This window comes from Arthrobacter sp. NPDC090010 (genome assembly GCF_044748305.1).
Taxonomy (GTDB): Bacteria; Actinomycetota; Actinomycetes; order Actinomycetales; family Micrococcaceae; genus Arthrobacter_E.
The window spans coordinates 371,120-397,583 of the sequence record NZ_JBIVFT010000002.1 but is presented as its reverse complement, the minus strand read 5'-3'; the positions used below and the strand labels follow the sequence as shown (position 1 = coordinate 397,583).

The 26,464-nt window shown below is 65.8% G+C and carries 26 protein-coding genes and 1 tRNA gene; 17 read left to right on the top strand and 10 right to left on the bottom strand.

Going from position 1 to position 26,464, the window contains the following annotated elements:
* Positions 1–168: 168 nt before the first annotated feature.
* The 5 genes from rplS (at position 169) to ACIPXZ_RS04665 (ending at position 3,151) form a co-directional block, all read left to right on the top strand.
* Positions 169–528: a 50S ribosomal protein L19 gene (gene rplS / locus ACIPXZ_RS04685; RefSeq protein WP_400590965.1), complete on the top strand. Its 360-nt coding sequence runs from the start codon at positions 169–171 to the stop codon at positions 526–528.
* A 57-nt stretch (positions 529–585) separates the two neighbouring features.
* A complete protein-coding gene (gene lepB / locus ACIPXZ_RS04680; protein WP_400590964.1) occupies positions 586–1,242 on the top strand; it encodes a signal peptidase I in 657 nt (218 codons plus the stop codon).
* Positions 1,243–1,354: 112 nt separating this feature from the next.
* Positions 1,355–2,080 carry a signal peptidase I gene (gene lepB / locus ACIPXZ_RS04675; protein ID WP_400590963.1) on the top strand — a complete coding sequence of 242 codons (726 nt, stop codon included), beginning with the start codon at positions 1,355–1,357 and terminating at the stop codon, positions 2,078–2,080.
* Positions 2,077–2,772 (top strand): ribonuclease HII, encoded by a 696-nt coding sequence (locus ACIPXZ_RS04670; RefSeq protein ID WP_400590962.1) that lies wholly within the window; start codon positions 2,077–2,079, stop codon positions 2,770–2,772. Before lepB (ACIPXZ_RS04675) ends, ACIPXZ_RS04670 begins: the two co-directional genes overlap by 4 nt.
* A 52-nt stretch (positions 2,773–2,824) precedes the next feature.
* Positions 2,825–3,151, top strand: a complete 327-nt coding sequence (locus ACIPXZ_RS04665) for a DUF2469 domain-containing protein (protein ID WP_400590961.1) — start codon at positions 2,825–2,827, stop codon at positions 3,149–3,151.
* A 48-nt stretch (positions 3,152–3,199) separates the two neighbouring features.
* Here ACIPXZ_RS04665 and ACIPXZ_RS04660 read toward each other — a convergent pair whose 3' ends face one another.
* Positions 3,200–3,748, bottom strand: a complete 549-nt coding sequence (locus tag ACIPXZ_RS04660) for a GNAT family N-acetyltransferase (protein ID WP_400590960.1) — start codon at positions 3,746–3,748, stop codon at positions 3,200–3,202.
* Between the two features lie 152 nt (positions 3,749–3,900).
* Between ACIPXZ_RS04660 and ACIPXZ_RS04655 the strand changes: the two genes are divergently transcribed.
* The 5 genes from ACIPXZ_RS04655 to ACIPXZ_RS04635 all read left to right on the top strand — a co-directional run bounded on the left by ACIPXZ_RS04655 (position 3,901) and on the right by ACIPXZ_RS04635 (position 9,186).
* Positions 3,901–4,257 carry a YraN family protein gene (locus ACIPXZ_RS04655; protein ID WP_400590959.1) on the top strand — a complete coding sequence of 119 codons (357 nt, stop codon included), beginning with the start codon at positions 3,901–3,903 and terminating at the stop codon, positions 4,255–4,257.
* A 37-nt stretch (positions 4,258–4,294) separates the two neighbouring features.
* On the top strand, positions 4,295–5,812 hold the full coding sequence (locus tag ACIPXZ_RS04650) for a YifB family Mg chelatase-like AAA ATPase (RefSeq protein ID WP_400590958.1): 1,518 nt from the start codon (positions 4,295–4,297) through the stop codon (positions 5,810–5,812).
* 200 nt (positions 5,813–6,012) lie between these two features.
* Positions 6,013–7,182, top strand: a complete 1,170-nt coding sequence (gene dprA / locus ACIPXZ_RS04645) for a DNA-processing protein DprA (protein ID WP_400591097.1) — start codon at positions 6,013–6,015, stop codon at positions 7,180–7,182.
* Between the two features lie 221 nt (positions 7,183–7,403).
* Positions 7,404–8,333: a tyrosine recombinase XerC gene (locus ACIPXZ_RS04640; protein WP_400590957.1), complete on the top strand. Its 930-nt coding sequence runs from the start codon at positions 7,404–7,406 to the stop codon at positions 8,331–8,333.
* 349 nt (positions 8,334–8,682) lie between these two features.
* Positions 8,683–9,186: a DUF3145 domain-containing protein gene (locus ACIPXZ_RS04635; RefSeq protein ID WP_400590956.1), complete on the top strand. Its 504-nt coding sequence runs from the start codon at positions 8,683–8,685 to the stop codon at positions 9,184–9,186.
* Between the two features lie 142 nt (positions 9,187–9,328).
* Here ACIPXZ_RS04635 and ACIPXZ_RS04630 read toward each other — a convergent pair whose 3' ends face one another.
* From ACIPXZ_RS04630 to aceE, 6 genes are all read right to left on the bottom strand, one after another.
* On the bottom strand, positions 9,329–10,564 hold the full coding sequence (locus ACIPXZ_RS04630) for a beta-ketoacyl-[acyl-carrier-protein] synthase family protein (protein WP_400590955.1): 1,236 nt from the start codon (positions 10,562–10,564) through the stop codon (positions 9,329–9,331).
* Positions 10,565–10,760: 196 nt separating this feature from the next.
* Positions 10,761–11,006, bottom strand: coding sequence for an acyl carrier protein (locus tag ACIPXZ_RS04625; RefSeq protein ID WP_167262726.1), 246 nt, complete (start codon positions 11,004–11,006; stop codon positions 10,761–10,763).
* Between the two features lie 98 nt (positions 11,007–11,104).
* Positions 11,105–12,163 (bottom strand): beta-ketoacyl-ACP synthase III, encoded by a 1,059-nt coding sequence (locus ACIPXZ_RS04620; protein ID WP_400590954.1) that lies wholly within the window; start codon positions 12,161–12,163, stop codon positions 11,105–11,107.
* The gene (locus ACIPXZ_RS04615; RefSeq protein WP_400590953.1) at positions 12,163–13,149 is read right to left on the bottom strand and encodes an ACP S-malonyltransferase; all 987 of its coding nucleotides are present in this window, start codon (positions 13,147–13,149) and stop codon (positions 12,163–12,165) included. Before ACIPXZ_RS04615 ends, ACIPXZ_RS04620 begins: the two co-directional genes overlap by 1 nt.
* 92 nt (positions 13,150–13,241) lie before the next feature.
* Positions 13,242–14,471: a PucR family transcriptional regulator gene (locus ACIPXZ_RS04610; RefSeq protein WP_400590952.1), complete on the bottom strand. Its 1,230-nt coding sequence runs from the start codon at positions 14,469–14,471 to the stop codon at positions 13,242–13,244.
* A gap of 154 nt (positions 14,472–14,625) precedes the next feature.
* Positions 14,626–17,364, bottom strand: coding sequence for a pyruvate dehydrogenase (acetyl-transferring), homodimeric type (aceE, locus tag ACIPXZ_RS04605; RefSeq protein ID WP_400590951.1), 2,739 nt, complete (start codon positions 17,362–17,364; stop codon positions 14,626–14,628).
* A 360-nt stretch (positions 17,365–17,724) separates the two neighbouring features.
* Here aceE and ACIPXZ_RS04600 point away from each other — a divergent pair, with 360 nt between their 5' ends.
* From ACIPXZ_RS04600 to ACIPXZ_RS04585, 4 genes are all read left to right on the top strand, one after another.
* Entirely contained in the window at positions 17,725–18,144 is a 420-nt protein-coding gene (locus tag ACIPXZ_RS04600; protein WP_400590950.1) for a DUF3052 domain-containing protein, read from the top strand.
* Entirely contained in the window at positions 18,144–18,638 is a 495-nt protein-coding gene (locus ACIPXZ_RS04595; protein WP_400590949.1) for a peroxiredoxin, read from the top strand. The genes ACIPXZ_RS04600 and ACIPXZ_RS04595 overlap by 1 nt, the downstream gene beginning before the upstream one ends.
* Entirely contained in the window at positions 18,635–19,555 is a 921-nt protein-coding gene (locus ACIPXZ_RS04590) for an NAD-dependent protein deacetylase (RefSeq protein WP_400590948.1), read from the top strand. The genes ACIPXZ_RS04595 and ACIPXZ_RS04590 overlap by 4 nt, the downstream gene beginning before the upstream one ends.
* A gap of 39 nt (positions 19,556–19,594) precedes the next feature.
* Positions 19,595–19,670, top strand: a tRNA-Val gene (locus ACIPXZ_RS04585).
* A 96-nt stretch (positions 19,671–19,766) separates the two neighbouring features.
* Here the strand turns inward: ACIPXZ_RS04585 and ACIPXZ_RS04580 are convergent.
* Both ACIPXZ_RS04580 and ACIPXZ_RS04575 read right to left on the bottom strand, forming a co-directional pair.
* Positions 19,767–20,765 (bottom strand): alpha/beta hydrolase, encoded by a 999-nt coding sequence (locus ACIPXZ_RS04580; protein ID WP_400590947.1) that lies wholly within the window; start codon positions 20,763–20,765, stop codon positions 19,767–19,769.
* A gap of 63 nt (positions 20,766–20,828) precedes the next feature.
* Entirely contained in the window at positions 20,829–22,151 is a 1,323-nt protein-coding gene (locus tag ACIPXZ_RS04575; RefSeq protein ID WP_400590946.1) for an MFS transporter, read from the bottom strand.
* Between the two features lie 183 nt (positions 22,152–22,334).
* Between ACIPXZ_RS04575 and ACIPXZ_RS04570 the strand changes: the two genes are divergently transcribed.
* Positions 22,335–23,435, top strand: coding sequence for a LacI family DNA-binding transcriptional regulator (locus ACIPXZ_RS04570; RefSeq protein ID WP_400590945.1), 1,101 nt, complete (start codon positions 22,335–22,337; stop codon positions 23,433–23,435).
* 18 nt (positions 23,436–23,453) lie between these two features.
* Here the strand turns inward: ACIPXZ_RS04570 and ACIPXZ_RS04565 are convergent, their stop codons facing one another.
* On the bottom strand, positions 23,454–25,103 hold the full coding sequence (locus ACIPXZ_RS04565) for a serine hydrolase domain-containing protein (protein WP_400590944.1): 1,650 nt from the start codon (positions 25,101–25,103) through the stop codon (positions 23,454–23,456).
* 508 nt (positions 25,104–25,611) lie between these two features.
* On the opposite strand from ACIPXZ_RS04565, the gene ACIPXZ_RS04560 reads away from it, so the two are divergent.
* Both ACIPXZ_RS04560 and ACIPXZ_RS04555 read left to right on the top strand, forming a co-directional pair.
* Positions 25,612–25,824, top strand: a complete 213-nt coding sequence (locus tag ACIPXZ_RS04560; RefSeq protein ID WP_400590943.1) for a hypothetical protein — start codon at positions 25,612–25,614, stop codon at positions 25,822–25,824.
* A gap of 88 nt (positions 25,825–25,912) precedes the next feature.
* Positions 25,913–26,209: a YciI family protein gene (locus tag ACIPXZ_RS04555; protein WP_400590942.1), complete on the top strand. Its 297-nt coding sequence runs from the start codon at positions 25,913–25,915 to the stop codon at positions 26,207–26,209.
* Positions 26,210–26,464: the final 255 nt, after the last annotated feature.

Below are 26,464 nucleotides of genomic sequence, written 5' to 3'. Positions count from 1 at the left end.
TCCATTGGGCTGCCGCCTGCCACAGGGGGCGCACGGCCAACAAGCGGACCACCGCGGAACCCATCCCCGGGAACCGCGGCGAGCACACTTCAGCATCCTGCCCGGCCGAGCCGTCGGGATGCTGGCTACCAAAGCGGATGACCTGTGGCGTCCGCCAGGAGTGGATCTATGAACATCCTCGATTCCATCGACGCAGCCTCGCTGCGTAACGACGTCCCCGACTTCCGCCCCGGCGACACCCTCAAGGTGCACGTCAACATCATCGAAGGCAAGAACAGCCGTGTTCAGGTCTTCCAGGGCTTCGTCGTCGGCCGTCAGGGTGCCGGTGTCCGCGAGACCTTCACGGTCCGCAAGGTCTCCTTCGGTGTCGGTGTGGAGCGTACCTTCCCGGTGCACTCCCCGATCATCGAGAAGATCGAGCTCGTCACCCGTGGTGACGTGCGCCGCGCCAAGCTGTACTACATGCGCAAGCTGCGCGGCAAGGCAGCAAAGATCAAGGAGAAGCGCGACTTCGGCGCCTCCAAGTAATCCTTCGCGGGAGCACCCGCGGTCACCGCGAGTACCTCCCCAGAGGATCACTTCTTCATGAAGACGACAAAACGCCAGTCCCCCTTCCGGGGCTGGCGTTTTGTCGCTCTCGGGGTGGTTGTCGCGGTGCTCGTGATCTCGTGCGTCCGGGCCTTGTGGGTGGACGTGTATTACATCCCGTCGGCGTCCATGGAACCCCTGTTGCAGGAGGGGGACCGGATCGCGGTCTCCAAGACGGCGTTTCAAGGACGGGCGCCTGAACGGGGGGACTTGGTGGTCTTCGACGGACGCGGCTCCCTGGACCCGGCCGACAGTGGTCGGGGACCCGTCCTGGACGGGTTGAGCGAGGCAGGGCGCTGGCTCGGCATCGTCGGACAGGACACGGTGTACGTGAAACGCGTCATCGGAGTGGCCGGAGATCATGTGGTGTGCTGCACCGCGAACGGCAGGCTGACGGTCAATGGGAAGGCCGTGGACGAGCCCTATCTCTATCCCGGAGATGCGCCGAGCACGGTCTCCTTCAACGTCCTGGTGCCGGCCGGCCGGCTATGGCTGATGGGGGATCACCGCTCCGTGTCCGTCGACTCCCGGTCATTGCTGGGTGCACCGGGCGGCGGCATGATCCCGGTCGAGCGTGTCCTGGGGGAACCGGTCAGGATCGTCTGGCCGCTTGATAGATTGAGACAGATCCCGTCACCGGCGCTTGGCCGATGACCCGAACGGAAGGACAGCATTGGGAGCACACCTTCCTGAACCGGACTCGCAGGCCGGACAGGCGCCAGACGAACGCAGAAGCCGTTCGAAGAGGCGGAAAAAAGAACATCCGGTGCTCTCCTTCTTGAAGGAGATCGGCGTGATCGTCGGAGTGGCGGTCCTGCTGTCCTTCCTCATCAAGACCTTCCTCTTCCGGGCCTTCTACGTACCGAGTGAGTCGATGGTTCAGACCCTCGAGGTCAACGACAGGATCTTCGTGAACCGCCTGGTGCCCACGCCGATCGGCCTGGAGCACGGCGACGTGGTGGTCTTCCGGGACACCAAGGGCTGGCTTCCGCCGATCGAACAGACGAACCGTGGTCCCTTCGCCTGGGTGAACGATTCCCTGGCCTTCCTCGGACTTCTGCCGGATGAATCCAAGCAGTACCTGGTCAAGCGCGTGATCGGGCTGCCGGGGGATCACGTGGTCTGCTGTGACGCCCAGGACAGAATCCAGGTCAATGGTGTGAGCCTCAACGAGAGCTACATCAACCCGGCCGTCAAGCCTGTTCCGCAGAGATTCGATGTGACCGTGCCCGCCGGCAAGATCTGGGTCATGGGCGATAACCGGAACAACTCCGCGGACTCGCGGGCCCACCAGGGCGGACCGGGCGCCGGTTTCGTGGACATCAGCGATGTGGAGGGCCGCGCCGTCGTCATCGTCCTCCCGCTGAACCGGATGGGCGGCCTGGGCAACTATCCCGAGGTGTTCAAGGACGTGCCCGCGCCGGCGAAGGCTGCCGAGAACGTGCGTCCCGATCAGATCCCCGCGGCTCTGGCGAGCCATTCCGGGGAGTGACCTTGCCTGCTCCCACACTGGAGTTCGAACGTTCCCTTGCCACCCAGGGAGTCCGCTTCCTGGCCTGCCTCGACGAGGTGGGGCGTGGCGCGCTGGCGGGGCCCGTCAGCGTGGGGCTCACGGTTCTGGATCTGGAACAGCTGGTGGAACTTCCGCAGGTGCGGGATTCCAAGCTCCTGAAGGCTGCTCGGCGCGAAGAACTGGTTCCCGTGGTCCGGGATTGGGCACGTCACGCAGCAGTCGGGCACGCACAGGCGGCTGAGATCGATGCGTTCGGCATCGTGGAAGCACTGGCGCTTGCCGCTGAACGGGCCTGGGCGCAGGTGCGGGGCGCCGGAGGCGTGGCCGACGCCGTGCTGCTGGATGGAAAGCACAATTGGCTTCAGCGCCCGGCGGATTCCCTGTTCGACGCTCTGGCGCCGTCGTCGACGTCGGGCGAGGACGACGGCGTTCCCAGCCTCCGCGATCTGCCGGTGACCATGCGGATCAAGGCGGACATGGACTGCCAGGGCGTTGCGGCTGCAAGCATTCTCGCCAAGGTGGAACGTGACGAGTTGATGGCCGTCATGGCACAGGAGTTCCCCATGTTCGGCTGGGAGATCAACAAGGGCTACGGGACGGCAGTCCACAAGACCGCCCTGCGCGAGCACGGGGCGTGTGAACAGCACCGCAGGAGCTGGAAGCTCCTCTGAGAACGGGATCGGATGGCGTGCGCCACCCTGTCCGCTGAGGGAAGATGGAAACATGAGTGCCGAGGATCTTGAGAATTACGAAACCGAGATGGAACTCCAGCTGTACCGCGAGTACCGGGACGTGGTGGGACTCTTCAGCTACGTCGTGGAGACCGAGCGGCGCTTCTATCTGGCCAACCATGTCGATCTGCAGGCCCGCAGCGCCGACGGGGAGGTCTATTTCGACCTGACACTCAATGACGCCTGGGTCTGGGACGTCTACCGCACGGCGCGGTTCGTGAAGAACGTCCGGGTGATCACGTTCAAGGACGTCAACGTCGAAGAGCTGCCACGGAACGACGACCTGGGCCTGCCACAGCCCGATGACCTGGGGAACTGAGCCCCTTTCCGGTCAAGGTGACGCGGGCGGCTCTGGGACTTCGGGGCGTCATCCTTTCCAGTCACGACGCAGCAGCCCATACACCCAGGAATCCGACACATCCCCGTTCACGATGCAGTCCTCGCGGAGAGTGCCTTCGAGCACGAAGCCAAGCTTTTCCAGCACACGGGCGGACGCCCAATTTCCGGTGTCGGTCTCGGACTGGACGCGGTTCAGATCGAGTGTCGCGAACGCCCATCGGAGAAGGGCACGCGCTGCCTCGGTCGCATAGCCGCGGCCCCAGCTCGACTGATTGAGACAGTAGCCCAGCGAGGCGCTGCGGAACTCGGGGTTCCAGCTGTTGAAGGTGCACCAGCCGACGAAGCTGTGATCGGAGATCCGTTCGATCACCACGCGTGCGCCGCTGCCTTCCTCTGACATCCGCCGGCATCCGTCCATGAAGCGCGTGACTGATGTCCTGTCGGTCCACGGTGGGGAGTCCCAATAGCGAAGGACGTCGGCATCGCTCTGCAATGCGAACAGGTCCTCGGCATCGGCCTCGGCAAAGGGACGAAGTCGAAGACTCGCGGTTTCCAGGGTCGGAGTGGGCAGTGCCATGTGTGCATCATCGCACGGTGCGCACGAATGGGGCGTGGTGAGCCCGCTCTTTCGGCTGTTGTGGAGGTTTTTGCCCGGGCCCTGTCCACATAGCTTGTCCGCTTTCCCCGGGAGGGTTCTCGCCGCTGAAGACTGGTGTCGGAGGTGGATACATGAGAACGAAGGACGTGCTCGGGTGGCGCGGTGAAGCGCTTGCCGCGGATTTTCTGGAGGACCAGGGGATGCGTGTGGTGGAGCAGAATTGGCGGTGTGCGGCGGGGGAGCTGGATATCGTGGCGGTCGATGGTGACACCTTGGTGGTGGCTGAGGTCAAGACGCGCAGCAATATGGACTACGGGCATCCGTTCGAGGCCGTGACTCGGGAGAAGCTGTTGAGGCTTCATCGTCTGGCCCGGCAGTGGGCGGGGGAGCATGCTCTCCGTTTGCCCAAGAGACGTCTTGATGCGATCGCGGTGCTGGCTCCTCGTGGTGCTGCTCCGGTCATCGAGCATTTGAAGGGGATCGGCTGAGGTGGGCCGGGCTCGGGGTGTGGGCAGGTGTCTGTCCGTGGCGTTGAACGGTCTGCGGGGACGGATGGTCGAGGTCGAGGCGGACATCGGGAACACGCTGCCAGGGTTCGTGATCCTTGGCCTGCCGGACACTGCGTTATCGGAGTCGCGTGAACGGATCCGTTCCTGTGCGACGAATTCGGGTATTCCGTTGAGCCGGCGGAAGATCACGGTGAATCTGTTCCCGGCGTCCTTGCCGAAGCGGGGTTCGGGATTCGATTTGGCGATAGCTGTCTCGACCGTCGCCGCCAATGGGGAGATCCGGGGCACGGAGGGCGTGGTGTTCCTGGCAGAGCTCGGGCTCGATGGCAGACTTCGGCCGGTGCGGGGCGTGCTGCCCGCGGTGGCTGCGGCCGTGAAGGCCGGCCATAGGCGTGTGGTGGTGGCCCGCGGGAATGCGGCGGAGGCCTCCTTGGTGCCGGGAGCGGAGGTCTCCTCTTACGCCACTTTCGCTCGTCTGGTACTTGACTTCGGGGCTGAACCGAAGGACCTGAATCTCGGTTTCGAGCCACTGGAGACGGGAAATACGGAACAGGCGGCGGGATCTTCCGGGGCGGAGCCGGATCTGGCGGAGGTTGCCGGGCAGTCCGAGGCGCGTTTTGCGTTGGAGGTCGCGGCGGCCGGCGCCCACCACATGCTCATGGTCGGACCGCCGGGAGCGGGGAAGACGATGCTCGCGGAGCGTCTGCCGGGGCTGCTTCCAGCGCTCGACGACGACGCCGCACTGGAAGTCACCAGTATTCATTCCTTGGCAGATCAGGGAGAAGTGCGCAGGGAGCTTCTGCGCCGCCCTCCTTTTGAGAACCCGCATCACACGGCGACGTGTGCCGCGATCATCGGCGGAGGCTCGGGACTTCCACGGCCCGGAGCCGCTTCTCGCGCCCACCGGGGCGTGCTGTTCATGGACGAGGCTCCCGAGTATGAGCGACGTGTTCTCGACGCTCTCCGGCAGCCCTTGGAGCATGGCGAACTCGTGATTCATCGGGCGCACGGAGTGGCTTCCTACCCCGCACGCTTCCAGCTGATTCTCGCGGCGAACCCGTGCCCGTGTGGCAAATCCAGCGGTAAGGGAACCGAGTGCACCTGCACGCCGCTCATGCGACGCCGGTACTTCGGTAAGCTCTCCGGCCCGCTTCTGGACCGGGTGGACATCCAGCTGCCAGTCCACAAGATCAGCCGCGCGGAGCTGGAAGCTCAAGGTAGCGCCGAAACCACCGCAGCGGTCCGGCTGCGGGTCGAAGCCGCTCGCGGTGCCCAAAGCGAACGATTGCGGCGTTTCGGACTCGAGACCAACTCCATGGTGCCGGGCAAAGTCCTGAGGGGCACGCTGAGACTCGACGGCAAGACCACCCGCATCCTGGACACGGCAATGGACCGGGGAGTGCTCAGCGCTCGCGGCTATGACAGGGTACTGAGACTTGCGTGGACCCTGTCGGATCTCAGTGGCCAGGGCACACCCTCGGCCGATCATGTCGGACAGGCGCTCTCGCTACGTTCACCGGAGCTGAGCTCATGAGCGGGATGGGCCCCGGAGCCGACTCCGGGCATGTCGAGGAAGGCTGGCATGATGAAGCGACCGGAGAAATCCTTGAACAAGCGGTGCCGGTGATCGGTTCCAGGGTCGTCGTGCAACCCGCGCAAGCTGTGGAACGTTCAGAGCCGTCCGGATCCGTGGATCGTTCGGAGCGCCTGGCCAGAGCTTCCCTGACGCGGCTCATGGAACCGCAGGACGCTGCCGGTCTGGCGTTGGTCGAATTGTTGGGGGCCGTGGACTGCCTGGATTTCATCACATCCCGCTCCTCTCATGAGCCGACCCTGGAGAAGCAGCTGTGGGAGCTGTTGGAGGAGCACCATGCCAGCCGGGGGTGGAAGGGGCTTTCTGCGGCGCTGGCGAGGTGGCGGCCCCGGCTGGAGTCTCTCGCCCCGGGCCGCGATCTTTCGGTGGTTGAGAGGCTCGGCGGGGGCTTCCTGGTGCCTGCGGACCAGGAGTGGCCGGAACAGTTCAACGATCTCGGGCTGCAGAGGCCTCTGGGGCTCTGGTACCGAGGCCGGCCGGGTCCCTGGCCTGGCCCGGAGAACGCGGTGGCGATCGTCGGATCGAGGGACAGCACCGGATACGGGGCTGCCGTGACGGCCGATCTTGCCCACGAGCTTGCACGGCGCGGCCGCACTGTGGTGTCCGGCGGAGCCTATGGAATCGACGCCCACGCACATCGTGCTGCGCTGACAGGACACGACCCCGCTTCTGAGGGCATACCCACCATGGCTTTCATGGCAGGTGGGATCGATCGCTTCTACCCCAGCGGCAATGAAGAACTGCTGCGCGTCGTCGGCCAGAGGGGTGCCGTCGTGGCCGAGGTGCCGCCCGGGTCGGCGCCGACCCGGTACCGCTTCCTGCAGCGGAACAGATTGATCGCCGCGTTCTCGGGTGCCACCGTGGTGGTCGAGGCACGTTGGCGTTCCGGTGCGTTGAACACGGCACATCATGCAGAGGCTTTGGGCCGGGCCGTGGCCGCTGTACCAGGACCGGTTCACTCGGCCAGCAGTGCAGGATGCCATCGCTTGCTGAGGGAGGGTGGAGCAGTGCTTGTCACCGACGTCTCGGAAGTCCTGGAACTTCTCGACGGCCCGGTAGCGGACCCGTCAGACCACGAAGCCACGGCCCGGGCGGCGATTCACGATGGACTTGCTCTGGAAGACCTGGTTCTCCTCGATGCGCTCCCGCTGCGCACCGCCTCCACCGTGGACAAGCTGAGCATCGTCGCAGGACTGGACTCGATGAATGTGCGGGCAGGACTTGGCCGGCTCCAGTTGCTTGGACTGGCAGAAGCCGTCGGGGCGCGCTGGAAGCGTCGCGCAGAGAAAGACCGAACAGGGAAGAACTGAGGGGAAGGGCGGAACGGCGAAGCTTCGCGCAGAGAAGGACCGAGCAGGAAGAGACTGAGCAGGAAAAGACTGAGGAGCCGTGCTCCCCACCTGGAACCGCAGCTGTCGGGCTGATGGCCTTTCGTCAGGCTCGCTCAGATGGCGCAGGGCGCGCCCAACCAGCTAACAGCTCCGGGAATGGCACCATGAAAGTCCACTACGACATGTGAAAGGAACGGCCTGTGACCACGGAACCGCGGCAGCCCGGCTTCCGGCAGGACTTTCTGGAGGACTACACCCGGTACCTCAGCGGGGAACGTGGCCGGTCCGGAAACACCCTGAAGGCCTACCTGACCGACGCTCAGCAGCTGATGACCTTCTCCCTCAGCCAGGGCCTGGCGTCCTGGGAGGAAGTGGACCTTCAGCTGCTCAGGGACTGGCTTGCCGGCCTGTCGTCGGACGGCAAGGCGCGGGCCACGCTCGCCCGGCACGCGGCCAGCGCCAGAACGCTGTTCTCCTGGCTGCTCCGGGAAGGTCACGTCCAGCAAGACCCCACCCTGAGGCTCCGCTCCCCGAAGAAAACCTCCTCACTGCCCACCGTGCTGCGCCCCTCTCAGATGGATCAACTGCTCCAGGAACTGCAGGAAGCGGCCCAGGACGGAGACCCACTGGCCCTGAGGAACCTTGCAATCGTCGAACTGCTCTATGCCTCAGGAATCCGGGTCGGTGAACTGATAGGCCTGGACGTTGACGACCTCGACCTGGAACGCCGGACCATGAAGGTTCTCGGCAAGGGAGACAAGGAGCGCACCGTGCCGTTCGGAACACCGGCGGCCCGTGCCGTAGAGGGATGGCTTCGCAGAGGTCGACCCGCCTTGGCCGGACCATCCAGCCGTGCCGCACTCTTCCTCGGCGCCCGTGGAGGCAGGATCGACCCTCGTCAGGTCCGTTCGCTTGTTGCCGCCCGCTTCCAAGCGCTCGGAGACACCGCCGCAACGGGGCCGCACGCTCTCCGGCACACCGCCGCGACACATCTGCTGGACGGAGGCGCGGAGCTGCGCGCGGTCCAGGAACTCCTGGGGCACAGCACCCCGGCTACCACGCAGCTCTACACCCACGTCTCCGTGGAACGTCTCCGTGACAGCTATCGCCAGGCGCATCCCAGAGCCTGACCCGTGGTCGGCAGAGCAGCCTCGGAGGATGAGCGGCTGACGTTGCCCATGGCCCGCGGTCGAGGTCAATGAGCCTGGGCCCGCCTCCAGGAGCCTCCGTAGCGAAAACATGACGGGATGAGGTTCCATGATGTCCTCCGGACACGGCCTGTGACACCGGAACAGAGCGTCACTGGCGCAATCGTCGGTGCTGCGGCAGAATAAGTACCAACGCCGAGGTTCAAGCAGTACTTGAATCTCGCGTTCATGTCGTTCCGGCGGCACTCAATTCAATACATTGCGGCAATCACCTGACTTCAGGGAGTCGAAGGGCGTTGGGGAAGACGTACCTACGGCTAAGGAGGAAGGCATGTCTGTTGCAATGACCAGGGGAGTGTTGTTCATTCACTCCGCCCCAGCTGCGCTGTGCCCTCACGTCGAGTGGGCGGTGGCATCGTTGCTGGATGATTCGGCGACCCTTGACTGGGTGGCCCAGCCCGCTGCACCCGGAATGTTCCGGGCTGAGTTGGCGTGGAACGGACCCGCAGGGACCGCCATTCAGCTTGCCTCTGCTCTGCGCGGATGGACTCACCTTCGCTACGAGGTCACCGAGGAAGCGTCCCAGGGTACCGATGGTGGCCGTTGGTCCCACACCCCCGAACTGGGCATCTTCCATGCCGTCACGGATGCCCACGGCAACATCATGGTCTCCGAAGACCGTATCCGCTTCGCCTACGAGGCCGGTGCAGGGGATCCTGCGGCGGTCTATCACGAACTCTCCCTCGCCCTGGGCGAGGCCTGGGATGAGGAACTGGAACCCTTCCGGCACGCCTCTGAAGGAGCCAATGTCCGTTGGCTCCATCAAGTCGGCTGAAGAAGGCGCGATCTCCCGAGCTCTCGGGTGCGTGACTCCACGCTGCACGCACTCGAGGCGCCGTGAATGCTCTTAGCCGGAAACGACGTCGGCGCCGCTCACCCCGAAGGTGAGCGGCGCCGACGTCGTTGTTGCGCGGTTCTCAGTAGTTGCGGACCGCGATCACGGCGTTGTGGCCGCCGAAGCCGAAGGAGTTGCTCAGGGCGACGATGTCGCCCGCAGGCAGGTCACGGGCGGTGGTGACCACGTCGAGCGGGATCTCCGGATCCTGGTTCTCGAGGTTGATGGTCACCGGGGTCTTGCGCTCGTAGACGGCCAGGGTCGTCAAGACCGCCTCGACGGCGCCCGAGGCGCCCAGGAGGTGGCCCATCTGGGACTTGGTCGCGGAGACCGCGACGTTGTCCACGTGGGTGCCCAGAGCGGCACGGAGAGCCGTGTACTCGGGCTTGTCGCCGACCGGGGTCGAGGTGGCGTGTGCGTTGACGTGCACGACGTCCTCGGCCTGGATACGACCATCGAACATCGCCGCCTTCAGCGCACGGGTGGCGCCCAGACCCTCGGGGTCAGGAGCGGTGATGTGGTAGGCGTCCGCGGTGACGGAGGTGCCGGCCAGCTCACCGTAGATGCGGGCGCCGCGAGCCAGGGCGTGCTCCTCGGCCTCGATGACCAGCGCGCCTGCGCCTTCGCCCATGACGAAGCCGTCGCGGTTCACATCGTACGGACGTGAGGCGTGCTGGGGATCGTCATTGCGGCGGGAGAGCGCCTGCATGGAGGCGAAAGCCGCGATCGGCATCGGGTGGATGGCCGCTTCCGCGCCACCGCACATGACCACATCGGCCTTGCCGGAGCGGATCAGGTCCAGGCCCAGGTGCAGGGCCTCGGTACCGGAGGCGCAGGCGGAGACAGGGGTGTGGGCGCCGGCGCGCGCACCGAGGTCCAGGCTGACGGCAGCCGCCACGCCGTTAGGCATGAGCATCGGGACAGTCATGGGCAGGACGCGACGCGGGCCGCGCTCCTTGAGGGTGTCCCAGGCGTCGAGCAGCGTCCACACGCCACCGATGCCGGTGGCGAAGGCGACGCCGAGGCGATCCTTGTCCATCTCTTCGATGCCGGAATCGGCCCAGGCCTCGCGGGCGGCGACCACGCCGAACTGGGTGGAAGGGTCCATGCGCTTCATCTCGACGCGGCTCAGCTTCTCGGAAGCAGGTTCGGAGCATCGCGCGGCGAAGGTGACGGGGAGCTCGTAGGTGCTGACCCACTCGTCCTCAAGAGTGCGCGCACCGGAAACACCCTTCAGGGCGTTCTTCCACATGGTGGGTACGTCGCCGCCGATAGGCGTGGTGGCACCGAGGCCGGTGATGACAACTTTGCGAGACATTGTCACTCTCCAAGTGATGATGGATGTCTGCCCGATGGGGCATCAGGTTCAGGGGTGTGCCGGAATGAAAGGGAACCCGCAAGGTGTCCGGCACGGGCACCCGCTCCGTGGCTCCTGACGGAGGAGTCAGGAGCCACGGCGGGTCATACCGGGAACCTCACCCCGGTGGGGGCGGCTCGCCGGCATGGAAAGGCGATCAGGCCTGGGCGTTGGCGATGAAGTTCACAGCGTCGCCGACGGTCTTGAGGTTCTTGACCTCTTCGTCGGGGATGCGCACGCCGAACTTCTCCTCGGCGTTCACCACGATGGTCATCATGGAGATGGAGTCGATGTCCAGGTCCTCGGTGAAGGACTTGTCCAGCTCGACAGCCTCGGGAGCCAGACCGGTCTCCTCGTTGACGATTTCAGCCAGGCCGGCCAGGATCTCTTCGTTGCTAGCCATTTCGGCTCCTTTTCTGTGTTGTTCCGGCTACCGCCGGGGGCTTATCGACCAGCTTGTGCTGACCGCGACTGTGAAGTTGTACGGTGATCGCGCCGGACTCAGGGGAGCCGGACGACCTGGGCCCCGAAGACCAGACCTGCGCCGAAGCCGATCTGCAGTGCCAGCCCGCCGCTGAGGCCGGGGTTCTCCTCGAGCAGGCGGTGCATGGCGAGAGGGATCGACGCCGCGGACGTGTTGCCCGAATCGACGATATCCCTTCCCACCACGACGTGTTCGGGAAGCTTGAGCTGCTTGACCATCTCGTCGATGATCCGCATATTGGCCTGATGCGGGACGAAGGCGCTGAGATCCTCGGCGGTCACACCGGCGGAGTCGAGGGCGGACTGCGCCACCTTCGCCATCTCCCAGACAGCCCAGCGGAAGACGCTCGGACCGTCCTGACGCATGGTGGGCCAGATGTTCAGGGCGGCGGAGATGAGGGCTTGGTCGTCGCTCTCGTCGGCATGCCGGGCCAGCGACTCCAGTTCTCGCACCTCATTGAGGGAGTGGGTCATGCCGATGGCCTCCCACTTGCTTCCGTCGGAGCCCCAGACGGAGGGGCTGATGCCCGGTTCCTCCGATGGGCCGACGATCACGGCACCGGCGCCGTCCCCGAGAAGGAAGGAAATGGTCCGCTCATGGTTGTCGATGAAGTCGGAGAGCTTTTCAGCTCCGACCACCAGGACGTACTCCGCGGTACCGGAACGGACCAGCGCATCGGCCTGAGCCACGCCATAGCAGTACCCGGCACAGGCGGCAGAGATGTCGTAGGCGGGGGCCGGTGCGGCACCCAGACGTTCCGTGAGAGCCGCCGCTGCGGACGGCGTAGCGTACGGATGGGTCACCGTGGAGACGATCACGGCGCCCAGCCGGGAGGCCTCAAGCCCGGCGCGCTCCAGCGCGTCTCGGGCGGCGCCCTCCGCCATGTCGATGACGCTGACATCCGCAGCGGCACGACGGCGCGTGACGATGCCGGTCCGCTGCCGGATCCATTCGTCCGAGGAGTCGATCCACTGACAGACGTCGTCGTTGGTCACCACCACATCGGGGCGGTATGCGCCCACGGCATGGATGCGGCTCCCGGAACGAGTGGCGTTCTGCCGGAGGACGGGAGCCATCAGCGGGCGCCCTCGGTGTCTTCAGCCGCGGCCGTGTGGTGTCCGGTGCCAGCGGGTGCGGACTCCTGCTCGACCTCTGCGAAAAGCGCGAGGGCGGCTTCCAGATCGGCGGGAGTCTTGACGGCAACCGTCTTGACGCCCTTCATGCCGCGCTTGGCCAGGCCGGTGAGGGTGCCTGCGGGGGAGAGCTCGATGAGGCCCTTGACACCCTGGGCGAGCAGGGTCTCCATGCAGAGGTCCCAGCGGACGGGGCGGGAGACCTGGGCCACCAGGCTCGCGACTCCGGCCTTGCCGTTGGCGATGGGCTGACCGTCGAAGTTGGACAGCAGCGGCACCTGGGGCTCATGGATGTCCAGCTCATGCTGGAACGAGTCCAGAGCGCCGACGGCCGGAGCCATGTGGGTCGTGTGGAACGCGCCGGCGACCTTGAGCGGGATCACGCGGGCCTTGGCCGGCGGATTCCCGGCCAGAGCCTCGAGCTGTTCGAAAGTGCCCGCAGCGACGATCTGACCGGCGCCGTTGACATTGGCCGGGGTGGCTCCAGCGGCCTCGATGGCGGCCAGAACCTCGCTCGGCTCACCGCCGACGATGGCGGTCATGCCGGTCGGAGTGACCGCAGCGGCCGCGGCCATGCCGTTGGCGCGCTCCCGGACGAAACGCATCGCGTCCTCTTCGCTGAGGACACCTGCCAGAGCGGTGGCGGTGATTTCGCCGACGGAGTGCCCGGCCAGCGAGATGGGAAGGCTTGAGAGTTCGACGTCGAACAGGGCCTTGGCGGAGACCAGACCGGCGGCCACGATGAGAGGCTGGGCGACGGCGGTGTCCTTGATGGTCTCTTCATCAGAGGTGGTGCCGTGAGCGGTGAGATCGAGCTGGGCGACCTCGCTGAGGGCGGCCAGGTGCTCGGCGACGCCGGGAACCTCCAGCCACGGGGCGAGGAAACCGGGGGTCTGAGAGCCCTGTCCAGGGCACACGATAGCTAGCACGTATATCAGCTTTCCAAATCGAAGGGGCGTTTCCGCCTGTTTGCTCGCACGAAGCTCGCCAAGCCTATTTGTAGGAAGTCTACAAGAGAGGCTCAGTGAGCGCGGGTAGCGTGCCGTTCATGCGCCGGCCGCTGTGGTGGAGCCAGCCGCCCGACTGCCAACGCGGTCTGCAGGACGTACGCCTCGCGGGGGATCAGAGGGTCCCAGCCGGTCACGTCGCAGACGCGTTTGAGACGGTATCGCACGGTGTTGGCGTGGACGAAGAGCTCCCGCGCCGTGGCTTCCAGGGAGTGGCCCAGTTCCAGGTAGGTGCTCAGAGTGTCGACGAGTCCGTTCGAGGCGGCGAGCAAAGGACGGTAGATCCCGCTCACCAGCTGCCTTCGGGCCGTCTCGTCGCCGGAGATGACCCGTTCCGGCAGGAGGTCCCCGGCCGCCACCGGACGGGGTGCCGCCGGCCACGCGCGGGCCGCGGTCAGGCCCGCGAACGCCGCCTGGGCGGAGAGGCTGGCGTCGACGATGGAGGCCGCTTCGGGGCCGTGGACCACGGGTCCGGGGGCGAAGAGATCGCTGAGCTTGGTGAGAGAGCCTTCACGGTCGTGCAGTCCGCCCAGAACCAGGATCAGCCGGTCTCCCTGAATCCCCACCAGGGCGTCTTCCGCGTAACGTCCCGCCGTCCTGCGCAGCTCACTGACATAGCTGGCGCTCGGTTCCAGGGGGGCCTTGCCGACCACCACGGTGAAGCGTTCCTGCGCCTTCCAGCCGAGTGCCGCGATGCGGGACCGCAGGGCATCCGTGTTCTCTCCGCGGAGGATCGCGTCGACGATCAGGGCCTCGAGCCGGGTGTCCCACGAGCCTCGGGATTCCGCGGCGCGTGCGTAGACGTCCGCCGCGGCGAAGGCCACCTCGCGGGAGTATCGCAGAACGGCTTCCCGCAACTCAGGCTGAGCGGATTCGGGGGCGAGGACCGGGACCTGTTCCTCGACGACCTCGACCACGATCCGGATGAGCTGGAGGGCCTTCTGCAGGCTGATGGCGCGAGTCATCTCGCTCGGGGCCGTGCCGAAGACGTCGGAGAGGATCCAGGCGGGGGAACTGGGACGCTCGTACCAGGTGACGAAATTCGCGATGCCGTTCTGCGCCACGAGGCCGAGGGTGGAGCGCTCGTCCGCACTCAGCCGGGCGTACCAGGGAAGAGAGGCTTCCAGCTGCCGAATGGTCCGGGTGGAGAGCTGGCCCACGTTGGCACGGAGCTTCTTGAGCGTCTCCGCCTTGTCTGCCGGGCTGGTGGGTACGGTGCTCGGCTTTCCGTCGGAGGGCTTCATCCTACGAGCATAGTGCCAGCCGCTTTGTGTGAAGGCTACAACTGCCTGCCGAACACTCAGGATTGATCACGACGACGGCGGTCAGCTCGCCGTCGGACGCGGGAGAGGCCCCCACCCCGGCGGGGGTGAGGGCCTCTCGGCAATCGGAAGGATGTCAGGCGTCGCCGCCCGCGCCTCCCGTGGTTCCGGCGTTGACGTTCATCAGGTCGTACTTCTCGATCGCGGCACGCGGAGCCGAGGCGTCGACCTTGCCCTCCGCTGCCAGCTGCTGCAGAACGGCGACCACCACGGAGTGGGTGTCGTTCTTGAAGAAGCGGCGAGCGGCCTGGCGGGTGTCGGAGAAGCCGAAGCCGTCCGCGCCGAGGCTGGTGAAGCGGTTCGGCAGGTACTGGCGGACCTGATCGGAGACCGATCGCATGTAGTCGGAGACCGCCACCACGGGGTGGGGGTTGTCTGCGAACTTCCCGGTCAGGTACGGGGTGCGCTGGTCCTCCGGGTTGAGCAGATTGTGCTCGTCCGTGGCGACGCCATCGCGGCGCAGTTCGTTGAAGGAGGTGACGGAGAAGACGTCCGCCGCAACACCCCAGTCCTCGGCGAGTACCTTCTGGGCTTCCAGGCCCCAGGGCACGGAGACACCGGCCGCGAAGATGTTGGCGCGGGGACCGTCCACGGTGGGGGCACTGATGTGGTGGATACCGCGGACGATGCCCTCGACATCCACGCCCTCCGGCTGTGCCGGCTGGTGGATCGGCTCGTTGTACACCGTGAGGTAGTACATGACGTTCGGGTCCTGGGAGTCCGGGCCGTACATCTGCTCGAGGCCGTGGCGCACGATGTGTGCGATCTCGTAGCCGTAGGCCGGATCGTAGGCGCGAACCGCGGGGTTGGTCCCGGCCAGGATGAGGGAGTGGCCGTCGGCGTGCTGGAGGCCTTCACCGGTCAGGGTGGTGCGCCCGGCGGTGGCGCCGATCACGAAGCCGCGCGTCATCTGGTCGCCGGCGGCCCAGAAGGAGTCACCGGTGCGCTGGAAGCCGAACATCGAGTAGAAGACGTAGATCGGGATCAAGGGCACGCCGTGGGTCGCGTAGGCGGTGCCCGCCGCGGTGAAGGCTGCGACGGCCCCGGCCTCGTTGATGCCGGGGTGGATCAGCTGCCCGGTTGCGGCTTCCTTGTACGCCAGGACCAGTTCGCGGTCCACGGACAGGTAGTTCTGGCCGTTCGGGTTGTAGATCTTGGCGGTCGGGAAGAACGCGTCCATACCGAAAGTGCGGGATTCGTCGGGGACGATCAGGGCGACGTGCTTGCCGAAGTCCTTGTCGCGGAGCAGATCCTTGAGCATGCGGACGAAGGCCATGGTGGTGGCGGCCTTCTGCTTGCCGGAACCCTTCCGGGCGACCTCGTAGGCCTTGTCCGAAGGAAGAACGAGTTCCTCGTGCTGGTGACGACGTTCCGGCACCGAACCGCCCAGAGCACCGCGGCGCTCCATCATGTACTTGATCTCCGGGGCGTCATTGCCCGGGTGGTAGTACGGCGGGCGGTACAGGTCCTGCTCCAGCGCTTCGTCACTGACGGGGATTCGCAGGTGGTCGCGGAAGGCCTTCAGGTCCTCCATGGTCAGCTTCTTCATCTGATGCGTCGCATTACGGCCCTCGAAGTGGGTGCCGAGGCCGTAGCCCTTGACCGTCTTGGCCAGGATCACCGTGGGCTTGCCCTTGAACTCGGTGGCGGCCTTGTAGGCGGCGTAGACCTTGCGGTAGTCGTGGCCACCGCGCTTGAGGTTCCAGATCTGCTCGTCCGTCAGATCGGCGACGAGTTCCTTGGTCTGCGGGGTCCGTCCGAAGAAGTGCTCGCGCACGAACGCGCCGGACTCTGCCTTGTAGGTCTGGTAGTCGCCGTCGACCGTCGTGTTCATCAGGTCCACCAGCGCACCATCGCTGTCCTTGGCGAGCAGGTCATCCCACTCGCGGCCCCAGACGACCTTGATGACGTTCCAGCCGGCGCCGCGGAAGAACGCTTCGAGTTCCTGCATGATCTTGCCGTTGCCGCGGACGGGTCCGTCGAGGCGCTGGAGGTTGCAGTTGATCACGAAGGTCAGGTTGTCCAGGCCCTCATTGGCGGCGAGCTGCAGCAGGCCGCGGCTTTCCGGCTCGTCCATCTCACCGTCGCCGAGGAATGCCCAGACGTGCTGATCGCTCGTGTCCTTGAGCCCACGGTTGTGGAGGTAGCGGTTGGACTGGGCCTGGTAGATGGCGTTCATCGGGCCGATGCCCATGGAGACCGTGGGGAACTCCCAGAACTCCGGCATCAGGCGCGGGTGGGGGTACGACGAGAGGCCGTGGGGTGCCTTGGACTTCTCCTGGCGGAAAGCGTCGAGGTCGTCCTCACTCAGACGGCCTTCCATGAAGGCGCGGGCGTACATGCCGGGGGAGGCGTGGCCCTGGAAGAACACCTGGTCGCCGCCGCCGGCGTGGTCCTTGCCGCGGAAGAAGTGGTTGAAGCCCACCTCATACAGCGTCGCTGCACCGGCGTAGGTGGAGATGTGGCCGCCGACGCCGATATCGGCGCGCTGGGCACGGTGCACCATGATCGCGGCGTTCCAGCGCATGTAGGCGCGGTAGCGGCGCTCGAACTCCTCGTTGCCGGGGAAAGCCGGTTCGGAGTCGACAGGGATGGTGTTGACGTAGTCGGTGGTGGTCACCATCGGCACGCCGACGGACTGTGCGCCGGCACGCTGCAGCAGGGACCTCATGACGAAGCGGGCACGTTCCGTGCCGCGCTCCTTCACCAGAGCATCGAACGATTCAACCCATTCGCTGGTCTCCTCAGGATCCGCATCAGGGACCCCTGCGGTGAGCCCGCTCAGGATGGAAGGGGTGATTTCTTCAGCAGCCACGTCAAACCTCTCTTTGATGCAACTGCGGGGCCTCGCTGATCCAGGGGCCACCGCACGCGGCAATTCGCTTCCGGGCGCCGGGCAGGTGATCCCGGCACTCTCAACTTGTCACGCGTCTCGCGCACCCGGGATACCGGGCGCGACTCACTCGTGTTCATGGATCACTCTAGCCCTCACCTCGCGGCATATGCATTCGGGGCGCCTTGCATTGCGTCGCGCGCACGGAGGGCGCTGAGCGGGCTCCGGGAGGCATGCACAGGGACAAATCGGCGTCAACCGCTGCGAAAGCGCGTGGAATGCAGCACAATGGGAAGGAACACGGGCCGGGTAGAGTCGCCGGACCATCACAAGGAGGAACGAGTGAGCGAGGCCGACGCCGTCGAGGACGTCACCATTGCCGGCCGTCTGGGTTTCAAGGACGGCGATCTGATCCAGGAATTCGGTTACGACGAGGATGTCGATTTCGACTTCCGCGGTGACCTTGAGGACATCGTGGGTTCGGAGCTTCTGGACGAGTACGAACAGGAAGTCGTCGACGGCGTGATCCTCTGGTGGCGCGAGGACGACGGGGACCTGGTGGATGCCCTGGTCGACGTTCTCCCCGCGCTGGAAGGCGACGGGGTCGTATGGATTCTCACGCCGAAGTCGGGCCGTGACGGCTATGTTCCGCCGGCTGACATCCAGCACGCTGCTCCCACCGCGGGTCTGCACTGCACATCGACCATCTCCGCCGCGAAGGACTGGTCCGGGACCCGACTGGTGTTCCGGAAGAAGAAGTGATGTCTGAACAGCTGACGAACCCCTTGGGACTGGTTTCCCCGGGCGTCGGTGAGGTTGCACCGGACTTCACACTGGTGAACCAGTTCGGTGAAGAGGTCACGCTGAGCGCTTTCCGCGGACAGCCGGTGGTTCTCGTCTTCTACCCCTTCGCGTTTTCCGGCATTTGCACGGGTGAGTTGTGTGAGATCCGTGACAACATCTCGCTCTTCTCCGGACTGAACGCCAAGGTCCTGGCCATTTCGGTGGACAGCAAGTTCGCTCTGCGGGCCTGGGCGGAGCAGCAGGGCTACGATTTCGATCTTCTGGCGGACTTCTGGCCGCACGGCGAGGTCGCCGGCAAGTACGGCGTCTTCGACGAGGAATCGGGCATGGCCGTGCGTGGCACCTTCATCCTGAACTCTGAAGGGCTGGTCCACTACGCGGTGGTCAACTCCCGTGGCCAGGCACGCGACTTCGAGGCCTACCGGGAAGCTCTGGCGGCGCTGTCCGCATGAGCCCGAACGACGACGGCGGGACGCTGCAGCAGGCGATCGAGCAGCTGCGGGATCGCGCCGTCGTCGTCCTCACCGGAGCGGGCATCAGCACCGACTCCGGCATCCCGGCCTACCGAGGACCGGGTTCGCGGCCGTCGAATCCCATCACGGTGCAGGAGTACATGGGTTCCGAGCAGGCGCGTCGGCGCTACTGGGCCAGGAACCATCTCGGCTGGCGGCGGGTGAAATGGGCCGTTCCCAACGAAGGGCACCAGGCTCTGGCGGAGCTGGAGCGCGGCGGAGCGGTCCGGGCTGTGATCACGCAGAACGTCGACCGCCTGCACGAGGATTCCGGTAGCGAGAACGTGGTGGACCTGCACGGACGGGTGGACCAGATCATCTGCACGGAGTGCGGGGACCTGTTGCGCCGACGGACCTTGGAAGAGATTCTGACGTCACTGAATCCCGGTTTCGTCGAGCGTGCCGAGGCTCTTGGTGTGGTGGAAGCGCCGGACGCGGATGCCCAGATCGATGATTCCCTGGCTCGCGAATTCGTGGTGGCGCCGTGCCCGAGGTGCGGGGGAGTGCTGAAGCCTGACTTCGTGTTCTTCGGCGAGAACGTGCCCAAGCCGAGGCTCGCACGGGCCCTGAAGCTGGTGGACGAGGCTGAGGTTCTGCTCGTGGCGGGGACGTCGCTGACGGTCATGAGCGGCCTGCGGTTCGTCCGTCAGGCCGCGAAGGCGGGGACTCCCGTGGTGCTGGTCAACCAGGGGCCGACGCGCGGGGACGAGTTCGCCACCGTACGCCTGCATTCGGGGACCTCGGAGACGCTGCGCGCCGTGGCCGACGCCCTCCTTCCTCGGCGCTCGGCCGGCCGGTCCCATGGCGCGGAGCGGGTGACGGTTGAAGGTTTGGCCGCTGAGCAGGGGATCCGCTAAGGTTGATACCTGTTGGCCGCGGTGCGGTCAACACTCCAAGGGCCTTTAGCTCAGCTGGTAGAGCGCCACGTTTACACCGTGGATGTCATCGGTTCGATCCCGGTAGGGCCCACCACGAAACACCCCGCCTCCAAGGAAGCAAATGTCCTGGAGGCGGGGTTTTCTCGTTCCCTGAGAAGGTCGGTTTCGAGGACGCGGCCGGGAAGCCGGGTCAGTCCCGCAACCGTGCGACCTCGTTCACCCAGGCGCGATGTGCGAAGTCGCCTGCAGCGAAGGGCAGCGGAATTCCGAGGGATTCGTGGGTCTGGGACACGAACCGCAGCGCGACCACCGGCACGCCTGCCGCTGACAGGGCACGGGCATAGGCCTCGCCGTCTCCGCGCAGCGGGTCCAGTTCGGCGGTGAAGATGACCGCCGGCGGCAAGCCCTCGTGCGAGGTTGCCAGGAGCGGTGAGGCATGGGGATCCCGCGCCAGCTGGCGGTCCGGGCCGAGGTACTGCGAGACGAGTGCACGGCCGGCCTTCTCGAGGATCACGTGTGGCATGGCGGGCCCGATGCCCTTCATATCGGCATGGCCGATCGTCAGATCGAGCGCCGGGTTCTCCAGTATCTGCAAACGGATGGGCCGGCCGGCCCGCTCGCGGTTCATCAAGGTGATGACGGCTGCAAGATTGCCGCCCGATGAGGCGCCGCCCACCGCGATGCGATCGGCCGAGCCGCCCAGCTCATCGGCGTGTTCGCAAGCCCACTCGAACGCCGCCCAGCATTGCTCGGGCTGCACCGGAAACCGGTGTTCGGGAGCGTGCGCGTAGTCGGGCGCGACGATGATCACCCCGGCGTCCCTGGCGCGCCGTCGCAGTCGTGCGTCCCAGGCACTCCAGTCGACGCCGCCCAGCGTGAACCCGCCACCGTAGCAGTAGACGAGCACCGGAAGGCCTGAGCCTGGAGGGGCCGGATCCTGGCCCGGCCAGTAGACCCTCACTCGCACATCCGGCGCGCCCTGGGCCGGCACGAGGTGATCGACGCTCGCCGTCGTGAGCGGCTCGTGACCGTATTCGGCCTGGATACGGTCGTCGTTCTCCTGGGCGACAAGTCGTCTCCCGGCAGCATCGCTTGGTTCCTGGCGTTTCAACGGTGCGACGGCACGCTCGAATTCGGTGACCGTCGGATCGACCTGGGGATGACGCCAGCGGCCGCGTCTGAACCTCATGTCACGTCCTTCCTGCCGGCGATACCAGGATCGCTGAAACCGGACTCAGCGTTACGAATACGGTCAACGTACGCTCTTGATCTTCAGGACCGAGAACCCGGCGAAGACGGCCATGACGAAAGCGGCGACGTAGAGAGCCACGAAATTCTCCCCGTTCGGGGAGCCGATCCTGGTGAGCAGGAATCCGAGAGCCGGGACCAGGATGTTCGGCAGCAGATAGGCGAGGGCGACGATCCCGAGGTCCTTGCCGGCTTCCGATACCGAAGGCAGGCACTCCGTCATCAATGCGACGTCGGCCGAGATGTAGGCTCCCTGCCCGGCTCCGACGAGGGCGATCCCGACGAGGAAAATGGGAACCCCTGGCGTCGAGACGGCGACGATGAGTCCGACGGCGCTCAGCAGTGCGCCGAACAGCACGCTGGGCTTGCGCCGACGGGTCCGGTCGGAGATGACGCCGAAGATGAAAGCGAAGGCGAGGTTGCAGACGGTGAAAGCCAGTGTCGCCTGGGTCTGCAGTCCCGAGATCGTGGCGGGATCATCGACGTCGAAGCGGCCCGAGATCGTGAGGTAGAGGTAACTGGTGACGGTCACGATCGATGCGGTCATGAGGAAGCGGCAGATCCACGCCCACGCGAAGTCGGGGCATTGACGTGGGCTCAGCCAGAACGTCCCGATGAATGACTGGAGATCGAACGGTGCCGGGGGATCGGTCCGTCTGAGATCACGGAGGGTGGCGAACAGGGTCAGAGACAGCACCACGGCGACGGTGCCGGGGATCAGGAACATGGCAGCCTGACCCGCTGACGCGATCTGACCGGTGACCATGGTGCCGACGAGAATGCCCACCGTTGCGGCGGCACCGGTGACGGCCGACATGATCGCCCGGATGCGACGGCGGATCTGGTCGGCGAAGAGGCTGTGCTGTGCCATGGCGACGGCGCCCCACCCGACGTAGTTCAGCACGATCCCGATCCAGAGCCAGGCCGCGGACGGGGCGAAGGCGAGAGCGAGGTAGCCCGCGAATGCGATCAGGGAGCCCAGGAGGATCCACGGGCGCCGCAGCCCCAGCCGGGAACGGGAACGATCACTCAGGCGCCCGAAGATCGGTGTCACCACGAGCGTCGCGAGTCCTCCGATCGTCAGCAGGCCGCTGAGGTTCGCTGAGGCCGAGGCGGCATCCCATTGCTTCAACAATTGCGGCACGGCAACTCCAGCCACACCTTGTGCGATGCCGGTCGCGCCCCAGGCCACGGCGAAGCTGATCCAGAACAGGGGGGTCTGCCGTTCGCCCGGCACAGTCTCGGCGAGCGCAAGCGCACCGGAGTCGTCCAGGTTCCGCGCCGGGGACTCGAGCGGGCTGGCCGTGTTGCTTTCGTGGACCGACATGTAACTCCTCGTTGAGCTAGTGCACGGGTGGTGATGTCAGAGGTGAGTGACTTCGAGTGTATGCGCGTACATTGAAGTCGACAAGAGTCTGTCCCGGGTTCCTTCACGGTGTCGCCTGCAGCGTGGTCCCGGCATATTCTGGGGTGATTGAATTCAGGAGTCATCGAGCGAGAGGACCAGCGTGTGACAAAGGTGCGCCCGTCGGTTTACGACGTCGCTGCTGCGGCCGAAGTGTCGACTGCATCGATCTCGAGGTACTTCCGTTCCCCTGACAAGCTCAGCGAACAGATCAGGACCCGCATCGAGCAGGCCGTCCTTGAGCTTGGCTACTTGCCGAGCGGTCTCGCCAGAGGGCTTGCCGAACGGCGCACGGGCAGCATCGGACTCTATTCGTTCAGTGGACACGAGCCCGACGAATGGGAGCGTTCAGAGGCGTCCGGACGAACCGGCGAGGTGGCCCGGGTGGTCGAACACGGCACGTGGCCCCGCCTGTACCCGCTGTTCGCGGACGAGGTTCTTCGCGGCGTCGAGCTCGAGTGCACCTTGCGGCGGCTGCCTCTCGCCGTCGGGTGGCAGGACGCTGAGGGGAGGGGAGTCGCCCTCGACGACATCGCCCGGCGAAGCGATGGCCTCATCGTCCTGCCCGCAACGATCGACGAAGCGCATCTGAGACTGCTTTCGCGCCGCATGCCTTTGGTGCTGGTGTCGCAGCCGGTGCCGGACGGCGTCGTCGCGTCGTCGGTGCGGGTCGATGATCTCAGCGGGATGCGTGCGATCACCGCGCACCTTGCCGACGAACACGGGGCACGAAACTTTGCATTCGCCGGCTCCACTGCGGGGCCCGAGCATGAGGCGCGCTTCGCGGGTTTCGAGCAGGTGCTGCGGGAGCGCGGTCTCACCGTTCCAGGGGCGCCGCTCATCAATACGGGATCGCGGTCGGGCTCGTTCACGGCGATGGGCGATGTGCTCGCTGAGCGGCCCGCACTCCTCAGCAGTCTCCCTGACGCAATCGTCTGCTCAAGCGATCAGACGGCGCTCGGTGTGCAGGAGGCACTTGCCGAACGAGGACTCGACGTCCCTGGAGACGTCGCGGTGACCGGTTTTGACGGGATAGACGCGGGGCGGCTGACCGTGCCTTCGCTCACGACCGTGCGCCAGCCGATGGACGAGCTGGGGCGAGAAGCCGTCGGGCTGCTCTCGGAGGCGTTGACGGGGGACGCGCAGCCGCGCCACGTCGTTCTGTCGGTTTCGCTCGTGACACGGCGCAGCTGCGGCTGTGTCTGATCGTTGCCGGAGCGACGATCAGACCCGATACCCTTCCAGATCCCGGCCGACCAGAGTCGGTTCCCTCCACGTGAACGTGAATTCGGCGGAGTCCGGGACAAGCCTCAGAAGACCTACATGTGGTCCTTCGATCATGCGCAGCTCGGCATCGAAGACATCGTCGCCGTGCCAGCCGCCGCGTACGGCGAACGGAACCGGCGGCCCTTCCAGCAATGCGCCCCGCGTCCAGTCATCGTTCCCTACCCCGAGCCGGTAAGCCTCACCGCCGATCTCCAACACCAGTGCGTCGCGCTCCAGGCGAACGACGTCGAGCTCCGGCAGATCGACGCCACCCAGCGCGCCGAAACGTACGGAGGGGATGTCGGGGTCGGCCGGGGCGCGCGTGAAGGCGATGTGGGACACGTCGCGGGACGAGGCGGCAGCAAGCGGTGCGGAAGGACCGGGCGCACCTTCCTGAAGGAGAGCCGCTGCTGCGGCCCACTCCGGGGCGTTTTGGGCCGCCTCTCGCCAGTCCTCCGGAGCCGCATCGCCTCGCAATGCGACGACCATTCCCGCGAGCATTCCCAGATTCGCTTTGGCCTGTGCCGCCGCGACACGTTCGGCACCAGGGAGTGGAGCCGGAACGGAATGCCCACGAAGACGTTGGGCGAGGGCGGTGTCCACTTCGGCCTGCCGGCCGGAGAACGCCGGATCATCGTTGCGGTCGGCAAGGGCCGGCAGCAGGTGGTCCCAGACGGCATCCAGCAGGGCCTGTCCGAACGGAGTCGAGGCGGTCATGGCGACGACCGCATTCACTCCCGGCAGCACGATGCACAATTGCGAGTAGGCGCCACCTGCGTGGTAGCCGTGGTCGCCGATCCAGAACTGATAGCCATAGCCGAGAGAACTGTCGCGGTCCACCGCCTGACCGGGAGGGAAGCGGTGTGCTGAATCGTTAGCCATCTGAGCCGACGTCGCCAGTTCGATCCAGGCCGCGGGTACCAGTTGCCGGCCGTGCCACATCCCGCGCTGCAGCAGCAGCTGCCCGAACGCTGTGATCGTTTCGGTGCGCAGATAGAGCCCTGTGAAACCCGGGTTGGTCTCGCCGCCCGCCCACTTGGCATCGCCTGCGCCAAGCGGCTCGAGCAGCCGTGGCCTGAGGTAATCGAGCAGCGACATTCCGGCGACGCGCTCCACGATCTTGGCGACAGCGAAGGTGGCCAGCTGATCGTAGGTGAAGACTTCACCTGGTGCCTGCTCGGGTCCGTAAGCGACGAGCATCCGGCGCAGCGCGGCGTCGTTCACCGGCATCTCCGTGCTCGGGTCGAGCACGGGATCGAGCAGATGCCCGACCGACATCCGAAGTGCATCGGCGATGGTCGCTTCGCCGTAGCCGGAGGCCTCGGCGAGATGATCGGAGAGCCGGTCATTCATGGTCAGCAGGCCCTCGCTCTCGGCGATTCCGGCGGCCACCGAGGTGAAGCTCTTGCTCAAGGAATAGAGCAGGTGAGGCGTGGCCGGATCGTAAGGACGCCACCACGATTCTGCGACGACCGCGCCATCGACGGCGATCATCAAGCTGTGAAGTTCGATGCCGGCTGCGGAGACCGCGTCCAGGAACGAGTTGATGGCATGGGGATCCACTCCGGCCTCGTGCGGCGTGCTCCTGGGCAAGATCTCAGCGGTCATCCGGTTCACCTCTCGTGACTGTTCTCTGTATGCGCGTACAAACGACTTGGAGACAACCTAATCACGAGCTGAATTCCGTGTCCACGGCATGAGCCGTGCTGAAGTGGCGCAGTGCTGAAGTGGTACAGCGCTGAAACGGCGCAGGTCTGCCGCTTGGCTCGGTGGACGTTCCTTCGTGAATCAGCACTCTGGAGGTGGGCCTGTGGCCGACGTGCGCGAAGGTGAGATCGAAGCGTTCGCCCAATCCGTCCTGATGTCGGTATTCCGTTCCGAAAGCCGCGTCATGGATCGCGCCCTCGGCCCACTAATGAGAGTCATGGGATGCCGCTGGAGGCACTGTGACATGAGGACTCCACGCCATCCGTGGTGGAGAGCTGCGAATGGCGGAACCAGCGGAACTCGTTTCGCCGGCCGAAGCTGCCGGAGCCCTCATCCCGTCTTGATCTGGCGACCGGGTTACGGTCGCCAGATCAGACGTCGGAAACCGAGAAAACATGAGGAACCCATTGTGAGCGACAGCTATCTTGCCTTCGACGGCAAATGCGCCTTCTCCCTGTCCCTTGGGGGCAGTTCCAGGGCACCCGAAGGCAAGCCGGAATGCGCTTTGACGCGCGATGGGAGAACCTACATTTTCGCCGGTGCTGTGCCGAAGGCGCTCTTCCAATGGATTCCCGGCAGTGCGGCCCGGGCCCGGCGGAACTGGGTCAAGACGCTGCGCTGATCCCGGAAATCGCAGTCCAGGACCTCTAGATGTGGTGTGCCCGCCGGGCACGCTCAAACGGCCGGTCACCGGCCGGAAGGAGAAAGAAATGACGAAGTACCTGGTGCTGTATCGCGCGGGCGTCAGTGCCCGTGAGCAGATGGCCAACACCACTCCGGAGCAGGCCAAGGCAGGCATGGACCAGTGGATGGCTTGGTTTGCCAAGGCCGGAGACGCGATCATCGACGGCGGTTCGCCGGTTGCCGGGGAGGATGCCTCGATCGGAGGCTATTCGGTTCTTCAGGCCGAAGACCGTGCGGCCCTGGACGCAGTGCTGGAAGGCCATCCCCATTTGCAGATCGGGACCATCGAGGTTCTCGAGTTCCTGCAGATGCCGGGCATGTAATCCGGACGGCCCGCGGGGCGGGGCACCGTTGCGTGAACTACAACCGCCCCGCCCCGCGGATGCCGACCGGTGCGCGCTCCCGTCTGACGAGGTTGACGGAACCGGCCCGCGCGCGCATACCGCCGTGGCATTGACGATGGCGTGATCGACGACGGCGCCGATCGGCTCCTCCGCACACCTTTCCTTCGCCCGGCTTCGGCCGGGTCTGCCGCCATGGGGTGCGGTGCTGTTCTTCGCCCTGCGGCGACTCTCCGG